The sequence below is a fragment of the Psychrobacter sp. ANT_H56B genome, from assembly GCF_008369245.1.
Taxonomy (GTDB): Bacteria; Pseudomonadota; Gammaproteobacteria; order Pseudomonadales; family Moraxellaceae; genus Psychrobacter; species Psychrobacter cryohalolentis.
In genome coordinates, this window is record NZ_VOBF01000009.1 from 120,886 (window position 1) to 138,946 (window position 18,061).

Annotated in this window: 14 protein-coding genes and 1 rRNA gene; 5 read left to right on the forward strand and 10 right to left on the reverse strand. The window is 40.9% G+C overall.

Annotated elements, in window-relative coordinates; all coding sequences use genetic code 11:
* Positions 1-51: 51 nt before the first annotated feature.
* Positions 52-2,406: an ATP-dependent DNA helicase RecG gene (recG, locus tag FQ082_RS11060; protein WP_149493129.1), complete on the reverse strand. Its 2,355-nt coding sequence runs from the start codon at positions 2,404-2,406 to the stop codon at positions 52-54.
* Between the two features lie 351 nt (positions 2,407-2,757).
* Between recG and FQ082_RS11065 the strand changes: the two genes are divergently transcribed.
* Complete coding sequence (locus tag FQ082_RS11065) at positions 2,758-3,681, forward strand: patatin-like phospholipase family protein (protein ID WP_262498211.1); 924 nt, start codon at positions 2,758-2,760, stop codon at positions 3,679-3,681.
* A 123-nt stretch (positions 3,682-3,804) separates the two neighbouring features.
* Here the strand turns inward: FQ082_RS11065 and FQ082_RS11070 are convergent, their stop codons facing one another.
* A complete protein-coding gene (locus FQ082_RS11070) occupies positions 3,805-4,392 on the reverse strand; it encodes a hypothetical protein (RefSeq protein ID WP_011514709.1) in 588 nt (195 codons plus the stop codon).
* 402 nt (positions 4,393-4,794) lie between these two features.
* Between FQ082_RS11070 and argA the strand changes: the two genes are divergently transcribed.
* Positions 4,795-6,117 (forward strand): amino-acid N-acetyltransferase, encoded by a 1,323-nt coding sequence (gene argA, locus FQ082_RS11075; RefSeq protein WP_149493131.1) that lies wholly within the window; start codon positions 4,795-4,797, stop codon positions 6,115-6,117.
* Between the two features lie 129 nt (positions 6,118-6,246).
* On the opposite strand, the gene FQ082_RS11080 is transcribed toward argA, so the two are convergent.
* Complete coding sequence (locus FQ082_RS11080; RefSeq protein WP_149493132.1) at positions 6,247-6,978, reverse strand: FKBP-type peptidyl-prolyl cis-trans isomerase; 732 nt, start codon at positions 6,976-6,978, stop codon at positions 6,247-6,249.
* 426 nt (positions 6,979-7,404) lie between these two features.
* Here FQ082_RS11080 and FQ082_RS11085 point away from each other — a divergent pair, with 426 nt between their 5' ends.
* Positions 7,405-9,102, forward strand: a complete 1,698-nt coding sequence (locus tag FQ082_RS11085) for a mechanosensitive ion channel (RefSeq protein WP_149493133.1) — start codon at positions 7,405-7,407, stop codon at positions 9,100-9,102.
* A gap of 113 nt (positions 9,103-9,215) precedes the next feature.
* On the opposite strand, the gene FQ082_RS11090 is transcribed toward FQ082_RS11085, so the two are convergent.
* Positions 9,216-10,592, reverse strand: coding sequence for a hypothetical protein (locus FQ082_RS11090; protein WP_262498212.1), 1,377 nt, complete (start codon positions 10,590-10,592; stop codon positions 9,216-9,218).
* Positions 10,593-10,871: 279 nt separating this feature from the next.
* On the opposite strand from FQ082_RS11090, the gene FQ082_RS11095 reads away from it, so the two are divergent.
* Complete coding sequence (locus FQ082_RS11095) at positions 10,872-11,684, forward strand: SDR family NAD(P)-dependent oxidoreductase (RefSeq protein WP_020444503.1); 813 nt, start codon at positions 10,872-10,874, stop codon at positions 11,682-11,684.
* Between the two features lie 131 nt (positions 11,685-11,815).
* Here FQ082_RS11095 and FQ082_RS11100 read toward each other — a convergent pair whose 3' ends face one another.
* The 3 genes from FQ082_RS11100 to FQ082_RS11110 all read right to left on the reverse strand — a co-directional run bounded on the left by FQ082_RS11100 (position 11,816) and on the right by FQ082_RS11110 (position 15,275).
* Positions 11,816-12,511 (reverse strand): lysophospholipid acyltransferase family protein, encoded by a 696-nt coding sequence (locus FQ082_RS11100; protein ID WP_262498213.1) that lies wholly within the window; start codon positions 12,509-12,511, stop codon positions 11,816-11,818.
* 134 nt (positions 12,512-12,645) lie between these two features.
* Positions 12,646-14,532 (reverse strand): DNA topoisomerase IV subunit B, encoded by a 1,887-nt coding sequence (parE, locus tag FQ082_RS11105; RefSeq protein ID WP_149493135.1) that lies wholly within the window; start codon positions 14,530-14,532, stop codon positions 12,646-12,648.
* A 110-nt stretch (positions 14,533-14,642) separates the two neighbouring features.
* Positions 14,643-15,275: a YqiA/YcfP family alpha/beta fold hydrolase gene (locus FQ082_RS11110; protein WP_149493136.1), complete on the reverse strand. Its 633-nt coding sequence runs from the start codon at positions 15,273-15,275 to the stop codon at positions 14,643-14,645.
* A gap of 188 nt (positions 15,276-15,463) precedes the next feature.
* Between FQ082_RS11110 and FQ082_RS11115 the strand changes: the two genes are divergently transcribed.
* On the forward strand, positions 15,464-15,718 hold the full coding sequence (locus FQ082_RS11115; protein WP_149493137.1) for a DUF1289 domain-containing protein: 255 nt from the start codon (positions 15,464-15,466) through the stop codon (positions 15,716-15,718).
* Positions 15,719-15,803: 85 nt separating this feature from the next.
* On the opposite strand, the gene FQ082_RS11120 is transcribed toward FQ082_RS11115, so the two are convergent.
* The 3 genes from FQ082_RS11120 to rrf all read right to left on the reverse strand — a co-directional run.
* The gene (locus tag FQ082_RS11120) at positions 15,804-16,547 is read right to left on the reverse strand and encodes an HNH endonuclease (protein ID WP_149493138.1); all 744 of its coding nucleotides are present in this window, start codon (positions 16,545-16,547) and stop codon (positions 15,804-15,806) included.
* Complete coding sequence (locus FQ082_RS11125) at positions 16,547-17,719, reverse strand: AAA family ATPase (protein WP_149493139.1); 1,173 nt, start codon at positions 17,717-17,719, stop codon at positions 16,547-16,549. The genes FQ082_RS11120 and FQ082_RS11125 overlap by 1 nt, the downstream gene beginning before the upstream one ends.
* 236 nt (positions 17,720-17,955) lie before the next feature.
* Positions 17,956-18,061 (reverse strand): 5S ribosomal RNA (gene rrf, locus FQ082_RS11130); the annotation flags it as partial.

Below are 18,061 nucleotides of genomic sequence, written 5' to 3' on the forward strand. Positions count from 1 at the left end.
TGGCTTTTTTTATGGTAATCAGTAATAGAAAACAGGTTGAGTTAACTATCATTAAGCATTGGTATAACGACTTGCCTCTGGCATCCAACGATGAATCAGTTGGCTGACATCGGCTTTGCGTGCAGGATCTGCAATCAGATGCTTTGCCAAACGCTGGGCAATAGCAAATAACTGCTCATCCCGAATAAGGTCCGCCAAATAATAGCCGATATTACCTGTTTGACGCTTTCCTAATAACTCGCCCGGACCACGCAGCTCTAAATCTTTTTGCGCAATGACAAAACCATCGGTACTATCACGCAATACATTTAAGCGCTCTGTACCTGTCTCCGACAACGGCTTCTGATACAACAGCACACAATAGCTTTTTGTTGAACCGCGCCCGACTCGCCCGCGTAATTGATGCAATTGCGATAGACCCAATCGCTCTGCATTTTCAATGACCATCAGAGAAGCATTGGGCACATCAACACCCACTTCGATAACTGTGGTAGCTATTAACAAATCAAGTTGTCCTGCCTTAAACGCTTGCATAATGGCTTGTTTATCAGCGCCTTTCATTTTGCCATGCACCAAGCCAATGCGAATATCCAGACGCTCGCTCAAATCTTCATAAGTCGCCTCAGCAGCTTGCGCATCGAGTACACTCGACTCTTCAACCAGTGAGCACACCCAATATGCCTGCCTGCCAGCTTCACAATTAACTGCAATACGTTCAATCACCTCATCACGGCGGTTGCGGTCAATTGTTACGGTAGTAATTGGTGTACGCCCTGGTGGTAGCTCATCGATAATAGAAGTGTCCATATCGCCATAAACACTCATCGCTAGCGTCCGCGGAATGGGCGTTGCAGTCATAATCAGCTGATGCGGTGTGCTACCAGCCACGCCTTTATTGGTCAACGCCATACGCTGCTCAACACCAAAGCGATGCTGTTCATCGATAATAACCAAACCCAATTTGGCAAATTGCACCTGCTCCTGAAAAAGCGCATGAGTACCAACGACTACTTGTACGGTATTCTCGCTCACCGCTTCTAACGCTTCGCGGCGCTGCTTAGCGGTTTGTTTACCAGCCAACCAACCAACCCCAATACCTAACGGCTCAAACCAGTTTTTGAAATTAACCAAATGCTGTTCCGCTAAAATCTCCGTCGGTGCCATCACCGCCACCTGCCAACCACTATCTAATGCATAACCCGCCGCGCCTGCCGCGACTAAGGTTTTACCAGCGCCAACATCGCCTTGTACCAATCTGAGCATTGGTATTGAAGTCGCCATATCAGCGGTAATATCCCTCATAACTCTTTTCTGCGCGCCCGTTAAATCAAATGGTAACGCACCAAATAATTTATCTGCCAATGGACTTTGGATAGCACATTTTGGCGCTTTATACTGATGCAATTGCTGACGGCGATATAATAAGCTGAGCTGATGTGCAGTCAACTCTTCAATAATGAGGCGTTGACAAGCAGCATGAGTACGAGCGCTTAATTGGGTTAATAATTTGTATTGTTGACCAGCATCAGTATAAGTAGGCGGCGTATGCAGTAATACCAACGCTTCAAATATGGTTAAATTATAGACGTTATTGTTAGCCATACTTATAGCATCCGAACTGCTATTATTTTGACTATGATAAAAAGAGGGCTTCGTTCTATTGACGCTACTGTTACTGCTATCATTAACACTACTACTAAAACCGTTGTCAGGCACACTACGCGCGAGGGTGGAAAAGATATCTTCTGGATAATCTGGCTCGGTCATCGGTATTTTAGCTGGTTCAAAAGGCACTAATGGCAAATCCACAACGACTGAAAAATCCTCAGGCGTAAATAAAGTCATTGGCAAGCCATGACTACGAACCGTTTGCAGTGCAAGCTTAATTAATGTACGCAGCTTATTTTGATGTAAACCTTTAACGCTTGGATAAATAGGCTGTAAACCCGTATTTACTACCGTCTCGTTACTGCTGATAATTTGATATTCAGGATGATGTATCTGCTTACCGTAGCGGCTTACTTTGACTTCACCGAATAATTGCAGATGGGTACCTAGACACATGGTTTGAGCAAGTCCACGATATACCTTAAAAAAGCGTAGAGATATCGTACCCGTGTCATCATCTACAATCACCGTCATGCCGCTGCGATTGGTATCGACATGCACGACGCGACCAGTAATCATGGCGGCTTGTCCATGAGCCACATCGCCTATTGATACTAAGCGACTACGATCCTCATAGTCGCGCGGCAGATGTAGTAGCAAATCAAAGATACGGGTAATGCCCAATTGCGTTAATTGCTCGGCCACTTTTGGTCCAACACCTGCCAGCGCCGTCACCGGCATATCAAGTGCCAAAACATCTAGTAAATGAGGTGTAGCAGGGTTAACCGATGTGGGCATCAAAAATCCTAACGATGTTAATATAAATTTTATAGGGTCAAGTGTCTTTTTCAAGAATTCATGCTAGCTTATAAGCTGTCTTATCATGTGATAATGATCAATATTCTGTAACGTGCCTAGCTATACCGCTAAATTATTATGCTAACTAATACCTTATGCTAAGCTATTTCGCCATACAACGTCTAGCTGATTTCTGCGTAACCTATTGATGAATACCCTACTACACCGCTATTTATTCCTCTATGATAATTTTTGATAAGGTTTTTTATGTCCTCTCATTCTATCTGCCACCCTTATTATCATTTTTTATTGACGCTTCGTCTGAGCCTCTTCGCTATATTCGCTATATTGATGAGTGCTTGCAATAGTTTGACGCCAGTCGCGCCAGCAGATACGTCAGTACCGAACAAACCTACGGTAGCTTTAGTATTAGGTGGTGGCGGTGCAAAAGGTTTCGCTCATGTAGGCGTGATTAAAGCATTAGAAGAGAACGGTATTAAACCGACACTGGTAGTAGGCACCAGTGTCGGGAGCTTAGTTGGTAGCTTATATGCCAGTGGTTATAATGCAAAGCAGCTTGAACACTTGGCACTGACCACCACTGATAGTGAATTGACAGACTTTACCTTATCTAACCAAGGTTTTATCGAAGGTATTAAGCTCAAAAACTTTATTAATGCAAAAGTACGAAAACAGGTTATAGAAGATTTTCCCATCTCCTTTGCCGCGGTTGCTGCTGAAAAAAATACGCTGAAAAAGACCGTCTTTACCACGGGTGATGTTGGGCTTGCGGTACAAGCATCCTGTAGTGTGCCTAATATCTTTATTGCACCGCGCATCCCTGAAAAAGTCGGCAAAAAATATATTGATGGTGGCGTGGTCAGCTTGGTGCCTGTGGATAGCGCCCGTGATTTGGGTGCTGATATTATCATCGCCGTTGATGTGACTGCTGCTAACACTAATACATCGACTGTCAATCAAAAACCAAACATCAATTCATTAACCAGCTTTTGGGGCTTTCTTGAAAACAGTTTAATCGCCAATGCAGCCTATAACGCGAAAGCATCTCCGATTAATCATAGCGCTGCATCAATGCGTCATGAGCGTGATCGTGCTGATATTGTGATTATGCCAAATGTCGGTCATATCAGCTCGCTAGATACTAGCCAGCGCAGCGCTGTGATTGCTGCTGGCTTGCAAGCCACTACCACCCAAATTCATGCCATTAAGCAACTTATTAACGAAAAATCCAAGAGTAAATATGCCACTCTTTAATTTATAGTGGAAAAGCATATATAAAAATCCTGCTAACTACAGATATTAAAGATTGACGATAAAAAAAGCACCACAGTGATTGCTGCGGTGCTTTTTTGTTGAAGCAGATATCAAAGCATAAACTTATTTGACACGTGCACGGTATTTCACTGCGACTGTATCATTAAGACCAACGCCTTCCAAATCCCAGCGTACGGCTTTATAGAATTTTAACGGAATTTCTTGCAACTGATTGTCAACTTTTCCACGTAGCGGCATACGGGCAAATGTATTGCCATCTGCACTACCATAAGGAAAATCAGGAGAAACAGCACGCAGCAATTCTACTTGTTCAGGAATACTCATCGTCACGGTCATTTTACGAACACGATCGGCATTGGTATTGGTAAAATAGCCTTGATACTCTAAAACATTACCGGACTGCAAACGCGTATTTGCATCCACAGGAACCAGTATTTCTTTACCATTGGCATCAACACTAATCAATGACGCTGTAATTCTACTGTTAACTGCTTGCGCATTTGACTGACTGTTTTGATTAAAGTTTGACTGAACCGCTACTGAATTATTAACGGCTTGTTCTGGTGTGGGCAACATCGCTGATGCTTGCGTGACAGCCATAACGCCAACGAGCGTACCAGCGACAACATGAAACAAACGGTGTCCAGTCCATGCACTGAATGGGTTCGCAAAATGGTTACTTTTCTTCATGACATTCATTATCCCTAGTTGATGTATCGGTAAAACAAAGCTGGTAAAAAAGGAGCTGGTAAAAATTAGTAGTTTTAAAAATATAGGACAATAAGCAATTTACCATCATATATGGTCATACTCAGTCATGTTAATTTTTAAACATTATTATTTTTATCAATTATCTGCGTAAGCCATCGGTAAAGCAATAGCGCTTAGCATAACAAAAAGCATTTATACGTACATTAACCCTGTGTTGATGTTGTGTATATCGTTAATCTGCTGTGAAGACTCTTTAAAGCTACTGAAATAAAAGATAGCTCATAACGACGTTTTTTGCTATGGTAAATCTTTAGCGATCCTTTAGCGACAGGCATTCTCTGTCACGCCCTTTTTCTTATTCTAACGACTATTGCTCCCATTATGACTACTAGCGCCATGCCCCAGATTAACCCTGAATACGTCCATTGGTTCCGTAATTCTGCCCCCTATATCAATACCCATCGCGGCAAAACGTTCGTGATTATGTTTGGTGGTGAGGCGGTCAATCATCCAAATTTCAGCACACTGATTCATGACTTTGCTTTATTGCATAGCTTGGGTATCAAGCTGGTATTGGTGCATGGGGCGCGACCGCAAATCGAGAAAAACCTCAAAGATGCTGATATTGAATCGCCACTGCATCAAGACATTCGTGTGACACCTCGCGTCGCGATGCCTTCTATATTACAAGCGGTTGGTGCTATTCGCTTGCAGATTGAAGCGCAGCTATCGATGGGGCTTGCCAACTCACCTATGTACGGCTCACGTATTGATGCAGTGTCGGGCAATTTTGTCACTGCGCGTCCTTATGGTATCCGCGATGGCGTTGATTACCAGATGACGGGCGAAGTACGCTCTATCGATGTTGAAGCCATCAAAAATAATCTACTACACGATCATATTGTAATTTTAGGCTCTATGGGCTATTCGGCAACCGGTGAAGTCTTTAACTTATTGGCTGAAGATGTTGCTCTTAGTGCCGCCGTGGCTCTTGGTGCCGACAAGCTGATTTTCCTAGGCGAAGAAGCCGGTATCAATCACAATGATCGTTTGCTACGTGAGATGATTCCAAATGAAGTCGACCGCTTCTTACGTGACCGTGATCTAAACTGTGAGATTAATTACTTCTTAAGCTGTGCCAGCAATGCCTGTCGCCAAGGGGTTCATCGCACCCATATTATCTCTTATGCCAAAAACGGCGCACTACTTGAAGAGCTATTTACCCGTGATGGTTCTGGCACCTTGATTAGTCACGACCCTTACGAAGAGATTCGCCGCGCTGATGTCGATGACGTGGTAGGGCTGATAGAGCTATTATCGCCGTTAGAAGAGCAAGGTATCTTGGTCAGTCGCTCACGAGAACGCTTGGAGCAAGAGATTGATAATTATAGCGTCATCGAACGTGACGGCATGATTTTAGGTTGTGCAGCGCTTTATCCACTCAATACAGATTCAGCAGAAGTTGCCTGCGTCGCGGTACATCCAGAATATCGCAGTGGTAGCCGCGGCGCTGATTTACTGGCATTTTTGGAGCAACAAGCACGCAGTCATGGTCTACACAAGTTATTTGTATTGACCACTCGTACAGCACATTGGTTCGTTGAACAAGGGTTTGCTGAAGTTGAGGCAAGCGCCTTACCTGAAGTACGCCGCGAGAAGTATAATAACGGTCGCAATTCTAAAGTTTTCCAAAAGAACCTTTGAATAATGGCTTGTTAACGTCGAAAGCTTAAGTGCTATTTCTTACGCAAAAAGAAGCCCTCTTACATTAAGAGGGCTTCTTTTTGCTTCTATTGTATCAATACTAAATTAGCATTAATTAATTACTGCTAATTACTTTACTTTTAATAGCTCAACGGTAAAGATTAGCGTGCTATTAGGCTCGATACCTGCGTTACCCGCTTCACCATAAGCGATATCAGAGGGGATATAAAACTCGTATTTACCGCCCTCTTTCATCAACTGTAGACCTTCAGTCCAGCCAGCGATTACTTGGTTTAGTGGGAATTCAATTGGCTCACCGCGCTCATATGAGCTATCGAATACAGTGCCGTCAATCAATTTACCTTCGTAGTTTACTTCAACCACGTCCGTAGCTTTTGGCGACTTGCCAGTACCTGCGGTCACTACTTTATATTGCAGACCTGAAGCAGTGGTTTTCACGCCAGCTTTTTTGCCATTCTCTACTAAGAATGCGGCGCCCTTAGTTTTGTTTGCACCCGCTTTAGATTCCATATCTTTCACAAACTTCTCTTCCTGTTCTTTTTGATAGGCCATTAACACTTCTTGCATTTGCTCTTCTGTCAATGCCGCTTTTTTGCCTTCATAGCCATCACGGAAACCTTTTTCAAACGTATCAAGGTTCAGATCCCCAACCGCTTCTTTATTCCCTTCTGCCATCATATAGCCCAAGCTATAGCCTACTTTTTCCTTGGCAGGGCTTTGTTCAGTCACTGAAACACTTTTGGTAGCGGTTTCTTTACTGCCATTATTTGCGCTACAGCCTGTGATTAATAACATAGCACTAGCAAGGGCACTGATGCTTAGGGTAGTGATTTTTTTCATAAAATGCTCTCAAATTGTAATAATAGTGGCGAGATGTCACATTTATCTATAATAGCAAATCTTAGTTTTGCCTGCTATGACTCACTTGAAATTATCGGTCAAATGTACAGTCTATGTTAATATTTACCGTAAAAATAACAACTTATCACACAAATATAGTAAGACGTTAAGCTTTCTATCTTTAAATTCATAATTACATAAGTTAAGCTAAATTGGTTAAGGAAAGAAATAACAAAAGGTATGTTTTGTTAATAGTGACTACTGATTGTTAAGTATAAATTTCTTATAAAGCACTAAAATCAAATTTTCAAATAATTTTAATTAAAAATACTAATAAATAGGTGTGTGTTTGCCTCAGATGAGACGCTTGAATTAAAGTGATTTTCTTATCTTATAGCAGACACATGATCATTAGAGGAGGACAGGATGAATCCAATGTTTACATCGTTCAACGGTTATCTGGGTGGCCCTATCGGCTCCATCATCGGCGCTATTCTTATTTTTATCATTGGTTGGCTTGTCGCCTTGGGCATAGCTGCTCTGGTACGCGGCGTGCTGTCTAAAATCAATCTCAATCAACGTATGAACTCTTCAACGGGTAAAAGCTATGACTTAGAGGGCATTATCTCTAAGATTGTTTTTTGGTTTATTTTCGTTATTGCTATTTCTGGCGCGTTAAGTCAGTTAAACCTAAACTCTATTTCAGCACCGTTTGCCAACATGGTAAACCAAGTACTCACCTTTATCCCTAATCTTATCGCTGCTATTGCAGTTGGTGTGATCGGTTGGGTTATTGCAACGGTTGCACGTACTGCCATCAATGCTGCGCTTTCAAAAACCTCAATGGATGAGCGTTTAAGTGCAAAAGCTGGTGTAAAACCAATGAGCAGCACGATTGCTGACATGGTTTATTGGTTCATTCTATTAGTAGTATTGACCATGGTACTCGGTCAATTAGAGCTTGACGGTTTATTTGCTCCATTAACCAATATGGTTGATAAAATCTTCAGCTTTATCCCTAATATTCTGATTGCTGCTGTAGTATTCGTAGTAGGTTATATCATCGCCAAAGTGGTACGTGGCATCGTAACCAACCTTGTTTCTACTTTTGATGTCCAGAAGCTTGCAACCAAAGCTGGTTTAAGTGAACAGAATAGCTTACCCAACATTGCAGGTTCTTTAGCCTTTCTAGTAGTGATTATTCCAACAATCATTGCTGCTTTAAATGCCCTAAAAATTGATGTAATTGCTCGCCCTGCAACCAACATGCTAAACAAAATCATGGAAGCCTTGCCAAATATCTTTATGGCAATTGCTATCTTGGTTGTGACTTTTTATGTTGTACGTATGGTTGCAAACATCATCAAAGGCTTGCTTGAGAATACGCAAATCAATCAGTTACCTGCCAAAGTTGGTCTTCAACAGACCATGGGTGATAAAAAGGTTTCTGACTTAGTTGGCTATGCCATCGTATTTTTTGCCATGTTATTTGCCTCTATCGCTGCTGCTGACTTATTAGGTTTTGAACCTATCTCAGCCATTATTGCGATGTTTATTGCTTTCGGTGCCAATATCATCCTAGGCGCAATCATCCTATTTATCGGTTTTTGGCTTGCCAACATCATCGCTGGTGTCGTTGAGCGCTCTGAACAAGGTTCACAGTTCCTAGCAAATATCGTGCGCGTTTTGATCATGGGCTTAGTACTTGCCATGGGTCTAAAAGCGATGGGTATTGCGGACTCTATCGTTAACCTAGCATTTGGTCTAACTTTAGGTGCAGTTGCAGTAGCATTTGCTCTATCGTTTGGTCTAGGTGGTCAAGAAGCAGCAGCACGTTTCTTACGCAAAATGCAGGATAAAATGGACAGAGAACGTGACGAAGCAAAAGCAAAATCTGCTTTGACGCCAAGCTCATCGACTCAAGATAAGGTTGCTGCTTCAGTACGTGACAATACGCCAAGTACAGCTACTGATACGTTTGGTAGCAGCACAACCCACGTAGATAATAATACCATCACACCTAATAACTTAAGCTCTACCAGTGATGTAAATTCTTCTACGGTCGATATCAATCATATTGCAACTGATGATAGTGATATCGATGGTCCTAATAATCTAAGATAATTTATCGTCATTAATTTAAAAAAGACAGCTTAGGCTGTCTTTTTTGTGTTTGATTATAAGTCATTTTAGTCAGTATTATTAGGGCGAGATGCACTTGGAATATTTAAGCGCACTTATGATAGATGATTAGAATCAGCTTTTTTCTTATTATCTTCGGTATTTTCACTAGCATTACTCTGATTATTTTGCTGTAACTGCTGAACCTTTTTAGTCAGTTGACGCTCGCGCTGAGTCATAGGATTAACTGGCTGAATCCATAAATCAATATCCATAAAAGCATCTTCAGCCTCTATTATAAAATCTATACCCAATACAACCACATGATGTAGTTCTGCCATTGGTAACCGTGTCGCCACATCTAAAGCGATTTTCGCTAAATTTGGGCGTATAGCCAACTTACCATGCTTTCCTTCTGCATCTTGTCCATAAAATATTAGTACATAATGCCGCCCCAAACATTCGTAAGAATGTTGGTGAACAACATAGCCTTGTTGCTGCAACTGCTGCGCTTGCTTGGGATGATTATATAAAGTGCGAATTAACTCATGACGCGAAAACAATGACTCATCCAATATCTGCTGTTGCCAATGAGAAAAATCTGCCTTACTAGACTTCTCCGATGATTCTTTTTGCTTAAACGCAGCAGGATTTTTATAAACTGTTTCTAACATCTGCATGCTAAGTTGTGACCATAAAGCAGCCGCTTGCGCCATATGCTGTTGATACATCTGCTTAGTTGGGCTATTGGTTTTATGCGCCAGCGACATCGCTATCAATGCCGAGTTAGGCTCATTTTGCAAACCATATTTTATCAACGCATTATCTATCGTGATTGCAGGTGAAAAGAAGTCGGCAACATTTAGAAATCCAGTAATAATATCGTTTTTGGAATTTGTTATATGATCCTTATTACCCTGCTGTGAATGCCCTAAACGATAGTATAAAAATCGCCATAGCTCGCAAGGTATCTGTAATTTATGTAAATAAAGGTGCCAGTCATGCCAGCCAAATGCTTGTAATGGCTGAATAGATGCACTTGTATCAACGATCGAACCCTGTACTAAATCACTGTCCGTAAAACTATGGGCTAGACGTTGAACAGGATTTTTTTTGCAGGATTTATTATCAACATCATGTTCAATATCAATTTGACGTTGGATATCCAAAACCAAGACGTCAATACTACGTAACTGGCTGTCCATAGATCTTGATATATGAGTCTTGCGCCATATATTCACAGCATTAAAAGCTGTCCTAACTAGTGCCTCAATATCAGCTGGCAGCATGTCATTAGGCAAATATATCACCAACTCTACTAAGTTAAGATCGCCCAGTGGTAGCTGGTACTGAGAATATTGCGCTTGATAGTTGCTCTCTACCACTGGCATATCCGGTAAGATAATCTTTAAGATATCTGCTCGTAAATAACAAGCCATTTCATGCATAAGATAGCTTCTATCAGACATTACCATCGTCGAATCACTGGGCACAGTCACCACCTTTTTATCTGAAAAAAATACGCTATTGTAAGCAGCGCAATTGGTGTGCAGCGGATAAATGCAACTGCTACTCCAAGACTATTGGATAAAAAATAAACTACATAAAAGCAATTATACATGGTCGCTTTCAGCACAGTGTCTTGTTATGATGATATAAAAGCGGTATTACTCGCGTATTGAGGAATCAATTAATACGCATGCTACTTTACAATATGATTAGCCCATTTATGTATCAAATAACTCTCTGATGATAACAAGGACTTGCCCATCATGAAACGCTTTAAAGAGAAAACAGTCGTCGTAACAGGTGCCGACTCACATATCGGTCGTGCAACTGCCATTCGTTTTGCGAATGAAGGTGCTAACGTCATACTCGTCGGACGCTCGACCGATACATTAAATCAAATCACTGAAGGGTTTCCACAAGACCGTACATGGATTCATACCGACAACTTTTTAACCATTGCTTGTGACATTGGTGTTGAGAGCCAAGTACAAGAGATGATAAAAAGAGTCATCGATAAGTTTGAAACAATCGATATATTGGTGAATAACGCAGCACAAACGACGCAAGGCAGAAATAGTGGGTTATCTACTGAACAGAAGAGTCCAGCTGTTGATGACTATTTAAGTGAAACCTTGTATGTCTGTCAGACGGCTATGCCTTACTTAATACAGAGTAAAGGTAGTATCATTAACGTTCCTTCATTTGCAGCTTGTAGTAGCGATCAGAGTGCAGCAACTTATGATGCTGCCACCTCAGGTATTACTGATTTGACCCGTACGTTGGCTTCGGCACACAGCGCAGACGGCGTGCGCGTTAATGCAGTAAATCCAAGCGTCACTCAGTCTGATATATCAGATGCGATTCAAAACACCGATATTCAAAATACTGATATAACAGATCTTCAAGCAAATATAGATGAATCATCAGATAATAGTCCATTAGGACGCTGTGCTACACCAAACGATATTGCCGCGGTGATTACTTTCTTAGCAAGCGATGATGCTGCCATGATTACCGGTACCAATTTGCCCGTCGATGGCGGTGTAAGCACTTCTAACCGTCAGCTACCTTTATAAGAAGTTTAATTATAAGCAACTTTATAAAACCTTAATGTGTAAGGGCTCAAGATTAATAAGCGCAAACAAAAAACCCCTGATACTCCATATCAGGGGTTTTTTATAAATATAATCAGTTACTACTTAAAAAACTACTCCGCTGATTTATTAACGTCCTGTAGCGGCTGCGATAAACGCTCAGGATGTCTTGGAATTACACCTTGATATTGAGCATATATTTTTGGCAAATCGGCCTCGATATCTCCGGTAGGATAGACCAAAGGCATAAAGCGTATCTCTTTGGTATTGTAATCCAACGCCACTGGCAAGATTGGCACACCGGCACCCACTGCTAAATAATAAAAGCCTGACTTCCAATTTTTGGTGTACTGACGCGTACCTTCTGGCGACAACCCCAAAAATAATGGCTCACCTGTTTTAAATTTATCAATACTCGCTTGTAATACGGAGCCTTTATTACGGCGATCAATCGGAACAATACCTATCCAATGCAGCAATTGTGCAAGGACCGGCACCTTAAATAAGGTGTGTTTGCCCATAATACTAATTTTCAAATCGAGCGCAAACAAACTGGGTATCGCATATACACCGTCGATATTTGATGTATGCGGAAGCGCTAGCACCACCGCCTGTGGAATATTTGGTATCTCACCAACGGTACGCCAACCTGCCGCTTTTAACAATGCAGACGCAATCACTGGTGCAATCTTGTTGCCGCGTCTAGGAACCAAATTCCCAAGCTGTTTTTTATTGAGACTTGGTAATATTTTAGAGCGTGGCGGCTTAGCACTGTTAGCATTAGAGCGATTAAATAATTTTGATGTCATAACGGCACCATGTAGTAGAAGATATCCATATAATACCATTAAGCTGGTATCACTAATCTGGATTTTACATGCTTTTGTTATGTTATAGCTTACTCAATCATGATTATAAATAATGCTAAGCGTCCTAAAAATAGCTATGAGATATCAGCTAGATTACCTTTATCTTCTAGCCATATCTTACGATCAGCAGCACGCTTTTTGGCTAGCAGCATATCCATCACACTGTTGGTTAGAACCATGTCATCCATATCCAACTGAACCAGACGTCGAGTATCACGGTTCATAGTTGTTTCACGCAACTGCTCTGCACTCATCTCACCCAAGCCTTTAAAACGTGTGATTTGGGCTTTTTTATTGCTCGGTACATTGGCTAAAATATGCTGAAGCTCAGTTTCATCTAACGCATAATGCACTTCTTTAGCCACATCGACGCGATAGAGTGGCGGCATTGCGACAAATAAATGACCAGCATCGACTAAGGCAGGAAAGTGCTTCACGAATAGCGCACAGATCAAGGTAGCAATATGCAGTCCATCAGAATCGGCATCCGCTAGGATGCATACCTTGTCATAACGTAGCTCAGATAAATCGTCAGATGCCGGATCAACGCCAATGGCAATCGCAATATCATGGATTTCTTGGCTCGATAGCACTGTATCTGATGAGACCTCCCACGTATTTAAAATCTTACCACGCAAGGGTAGAATCGCTTGGTAATGACGATCACGTGCTTGCTTCGCACTACCACCTGCAGAATCACCTTCCACCAAAAACAGCTCAGCCCCATCACGCAAATCACCGCGGCAATCTGCCAATTTACCAGGCAATGCAGGTCCCTGAGTTATTTTCTTACGAGCGACTTTTTTTGCCGATTTTAAACGACGTCCTGCTTTGTTAATTGCCAATTCGGCAATTTGCGCACCCATATCGGCATGTTGGTTTAGCCAAAGACTAAAGGCATCTTTTGCCAATGTCTGCACGGCTCCTGCAGCCTCACGGCTAGATAAGCGCTCTTTGGTCTGTCCAGAAAACTGCGGCTCAGAGAACTTAAGAGACAAGATATAGTTCACCCCATCCCAGACATCTTCTGCGGTTAGCTTCACACTACGCGGTAGTAAATTATGGATATCGCAGAACTCACGCAAGGCTTCTAAAATACCCGTGCGCAGTCCATTGACGTGCGTACCGCCCTGAGCTGTAGGAATCAGGTTCACATAGCTTTCTTGAATTGGCGTCCCACCATCAGGCAACCAAGACAAGGCAAAGGTAATAGCAGCTCGTTCGCCCGCTTTCGCATCGTAATTATAATAGAATGGCGCTTCAGGCAATGTCTCAAGACCATCTAACTGTTCGTTTAAATACTCGACCACCCCATCGGTAAACTGCCAAACCACCTTTTCATCATTAATGTCATCGGTGAATTCAATCGTCAGTCCAGCTGCCAAAACCGCTTTGGCTTTCAAATTATGCTTGAGTTGCTTTACATTAAATTTTGGCGTATCAAAGAAACTACCATCTGCCCAAAAGTGCACTTTAGTACCACGTTTGCGCTTATTCGAGCTGATCGTTTCCGTCAAAGGCGTAACTGGCTCACCATTTTCAAACGCCATTTCGAACTGTGTGCTATCACGCCATACCGTCACTTCTACGCGCGTGGACAGCGCATTGACGACAGAGATACCCACGCCATGCAAGCCACCTGACACCTCATAATTGGAGGTCGAAAATTTACCACCAGCATGTAAGCGGGTCAAAATCAGCTCAATCCCTGATTGGTTAAATTCAGGATGAATATCTGTTGGCATACCGCGTCCATCATCTTCGACAGACAACGAGCCATCACTATGCAGTTGCACTTTGATGGTTTTAGCATAACCCGCTAACGCCTCATCAACCGAATTATCAATGACCTCTTGCGCCAGATGATTCGGGCGCGTGGTATCGGTATACATACCTGGGCGACGGCGTACTGGCTCAAGCCCTTCCAAAACTTCTAACGATTGCGCATTATATTGACTCACAAATGCATCCTTAACTATTCACGTGCGTTTAATTCTATTAAACCATTATAACGAAAAATAGCGACGTTAACGTTAACAGTCCATCGCTTACGTCATTTAATGTCGTCTCTTTAAGTCGATAACAAACACTGTAGCGTACTAATGACCATCGGTAATTGCTCACCAAAATCCGTAAATCTATGATCACCACCCGCTTGTACCGTTACCGATGCGCCCTGACTCTGATAAAAAGCTTTAGACAATTCAGAATTTAACAGCTCATCACCTTTTTTCAGTAGCACAGCAACTTTATCGGGATAATTTACTGCTAAAAGTTGATGTTCTGCAAACCATTGTAAATCTGAGGGAGTAATATTCCAGCCGCCCGCCGTCGTATGCAGGACTTTGTTATTAGGTAACCCATCACTGCTATCTCGATTTGATATCGATGCATTATAAAAACGCTGTAGGGTGATATGAGGCTGAGTACTGGGATTTAGCAGTAACGCTGGGCAGCCTAGATGGTTGCTTATTAATGTGGAAAAATAACCACCTAATGAGCTACCGATCAGTACAGTTTTAGCACCTTTATTTAATTCGGTTACCAATTTAACTAACTGCTCAAAAACTTGCTCAGGAGCACTATTCAGGTTAGGACGATAAACATTGATATCAGAATGGTGCTGATGGCAATAATCCTCTAGCAACCTACCTTTGGTAGAGTTCGCATCACTGTCCAGTCCATGGATATAAATCAGGTTCACGTATCATCTCACTTATTAATTTTGTTATGATTATCTTATATAGGCTAGTGAAGCTAAGCATAGCACCCGCTAGACAAAAGTAATAACAATAAAACGGCACACTATTAGTCAGTATTTGCGACATAAGAATATTGTCATAGTGATTGTATGCAGGTCAAAGGAATGACGGTAATAGCAATGGAGTCGCCATGAATCAACAGTTTGAGCTGTTCGAGATTGCCAATCCGTGTATTGGTGTGTGCACGAGCAATAAAAAAGGCTATTGCTTTGGTTGCCTGCGCAGTCGTCCTGAGCGTCAGTTATGGCTGAACATGACTAACGAGCAGCGCCGTGAGGTGCTACGGCTAGTCTCTGGACGCAGGCAACGTATCGAACAAATGAAACAGCGTAAAGGTGAGCAATTGGGGTTTGATTTTGAGGAGGTAACTGAGGAGTTGTTTTAGGGTATTAAATTTAATCTATAATAAAAAGCATTCTAGAGCCATTATTCAAATTAAGAAAATTTCAATTTTCTGCTCAACTAACTTATTAAGTACAATCCAAAACTAATATAGAACCTGTGTTCATCAAACACTCTAACTCATCAACCCATAAACCATTGGCTTTCATTACTGAGACTAAATCAATAAACTTGGAATCTGTGAGCAAGTTTGTTGCTGTTGATGCTGAGTAATTAGATTTAGGCTGACACTCTTCAAGTAATCCCTCGATTACACTAATCAGCTTATTTTTACTACGCGTATCTCTTTTCTCATGGAAAATACTATAACGTTCCCAAGCTATATCAACTAACTCATCAATCTTTTCACCAATCTCAAAGCGACTTAAAACTAATCTTGAACGATGATTTAAATTGGTCACTTCGATTGTATTCTTACCTTTATCAGTTTTCCCACGAAATCTATACAAGCGCATTGATAAATGATCTTTAGGTTCATCCACGTATGGATTGATAATTGGCTCCTGAATTACGTTATGAGTACCTTTAGAACCATTGCACTTTTTACACGATGGTAAGAGGTTTTCCCATATTACGACTTTATCTTCATTATGATTTTTATCTTCAAAATGTTCAACTTCCATATAATTACTTTCTGAAGTTAAAGGACATTCACAATAGGCACATTTACCATAACTAGACCTTAGCAAAGGAATTTTTATGTGATTATTATTCCATACCGAAGATTTAGTAGATTTAAATTTTTCTGTAAGTTCCAGTACTTTTTCATCAGATAAATAAGTTGGTTTACTCTCTCTAATCAACTTTATCATTAAACATCACCCTTTACTGACGCTAATTCTAATTTTAAAAGCTTTCTCATATTGTTATTTGGATGAAGCAAGCTGTCTAACTCAATATATGCGGATTCTGCCACTAAATAATTATCACTATCTATGGCTTGTTCAAAATTATCAATCTCTTGATAATATTTCTCTGTTCTTGTATCAGACATTCCCATTACATCTACTAATATTTCCTCAACTGTCCAGCCCTGATATCCGTATTTTTGTCCGTCTAACTTTCTGCGATAAACTTTGCCATTATCACTAGCTAATGCAATTATTTCATTAGGATTTGCACCTTGCAAAATATGAGGGCTATGAGTTGCTGCAACGAATTGTGCTTGAGGGAAAACTTTAACCAATATTTTAGCAATTTTAGCTTGCCACTCTGGGTGCAGATGTAGCTCTAGTTCATCAATAAGTATTATTCCATCAAATTCATGAGCGTTGATACCAGGATCTTTAAATCTGAACTCTATATCCTTAATTATTCCAAATATGATTGAAAGACAAGATTTAAATCCTGATGACAAATACTCATAATAAATATCACCATTAGGTGTATTTACCATTATGTCATTAGATGAAGCTAAAACTTTACTAAAAGAAAACTCTTCATTAAGAAGCGAAAAACTATCTTTTGCCAATTCAAAATTATTTATTTGCTGCTCTGTTAATACATCTTTATGTGCAGAATATAAATACCTATTTACGAACCAACTTTTTACTTCATTGGTATTCACTCCAAACTTAGCTTCTTGAAAGGAAGCACTTGAATGCCTATCTGCATCCCTACTAACTGATACAAGCGATTGATATTGAAATGTTCTAGAAACTTTGAGAGATAAAAGCTTATCAGCATGAAGATATAGCCCAGATATATTTGAACTTCTATTAGGGTCAAAATCAGCTATTATAATATGAGATTGTTGATCTATGCCGTCAATCTCTATAATTGACTTAAAACTACCGCTATCCTTTAAAACATTTCTTTTTAATACATGAGTATCGCTAGCTGAAAAAGAATGTGCTATACATTCTAGTAAAGTTGTTTTACCTATCCCGTTAGGGCCACATATAAAGTTCATATGATTATTGAATTTTATTTCAATATTTTCTATTCCACCAATACTATCAATTTCTATTGATTTTATTTTCATAACATTCCTAATTGTTGTAATAGACTCTAGAACCACATACAGCTTAACATTAAACGATAGAAAACGAGACTGACTAAATTAACGTCTATGACTAACATAATAACTGAAATATATTCAAGATCATATTTTTAGCATACTTACAATTACTAAATTATTAGAAAAGCCCTATAAACCAAAACCCGCACACGAAAGAAAACCCCCTTTGCATAAGCAAAGGGGGTTTATCTGGAATAGAGAGCTGACGATGACCTACTCTCACATGGGCGAACCACACTACCATTGGCGCGACGATGTTTCACTTCTGAGTTCGGGAAGGGATCAGGTGGTTCCATCGTGCTATTG

Bases quoted from the DNA above. Each gene is read 5' to 3' on its own strand.
- recG (WP_149493129.1), bottom strand. From the start codon at position 2,406: ATGCCCACATCGGTTAACCCTGCTACACCTCATTTACTAGATGTTTTG.
- FQ082_RS11065 (WP_262498211.1), top strand. From the start codon at position 2,758: ATGAGTGCTTGCAATAGTTTGACGCCAGTCGCGCCAGCAGATACGTCA.
- FQ082_RS11070 (WP_011514709.1), bottom strand. From the start codon at position 4,392: ATGAAGAAAAGTAACCATTTTGCGAACCCATTCAGTGCATGGACTGGA.
- argA (WP_149493131.1), top strand. From the start codon at position 4,795: ATGACTACTAGCGCCATGCCCCAGATTAACCCTGAATACGTCCATTGG.
- FQ082_RS11080 (WP_149493132.1), bottom strand. From the start codon at position 6,978: ATGAAAAAAATCACTACCCTAAGCATCAGTGCCCTTGCTAGTGCTATG.
- FQ082_RS11085 (WP_149493133.1), top strand. From the start codon at position 7,405: ATGAATCCAATGTTTACATCGTTCAACGGTTATCTGGGTGGCCCTATC.
- FQ082_RS11095 (WP_020444503.1), top strand. From the start codon at position 10,872: ATGAAACGCTTTAAAGAGAAAACAGTCGTCGTAACAGGTGCCGACTCA.
- FQ082_RS11100 (WP_262498213.1), bottom strand. From the start codon at position 12,511: ATGACATCAAAATTATTTAATCGCTCTAATGCTAACAGTGCTAAGCCG.
- FQ082_RS11115 (WP_149493137.1), top strand. From the start codon at position 15,464: ATGAATCAACAGTTTGAGCTGTTCGAGATTGCCAATCCGTGTATTGGT.
- FQ082_RS11120 (WP_149493138.1), bottom strand. From the start codon at position 16,547: ATGATAAAGTTGATTAGAGAGAGTAAACCAACTTATTTATCTGATGAA.
- FQ082_RS11125 (WP_149493139.1), bottom strand. From the start codon at position 17,719: ATGAAAATAAAATCAATAGAAATTGATAGTATTGGTGGAATAGAAAAT.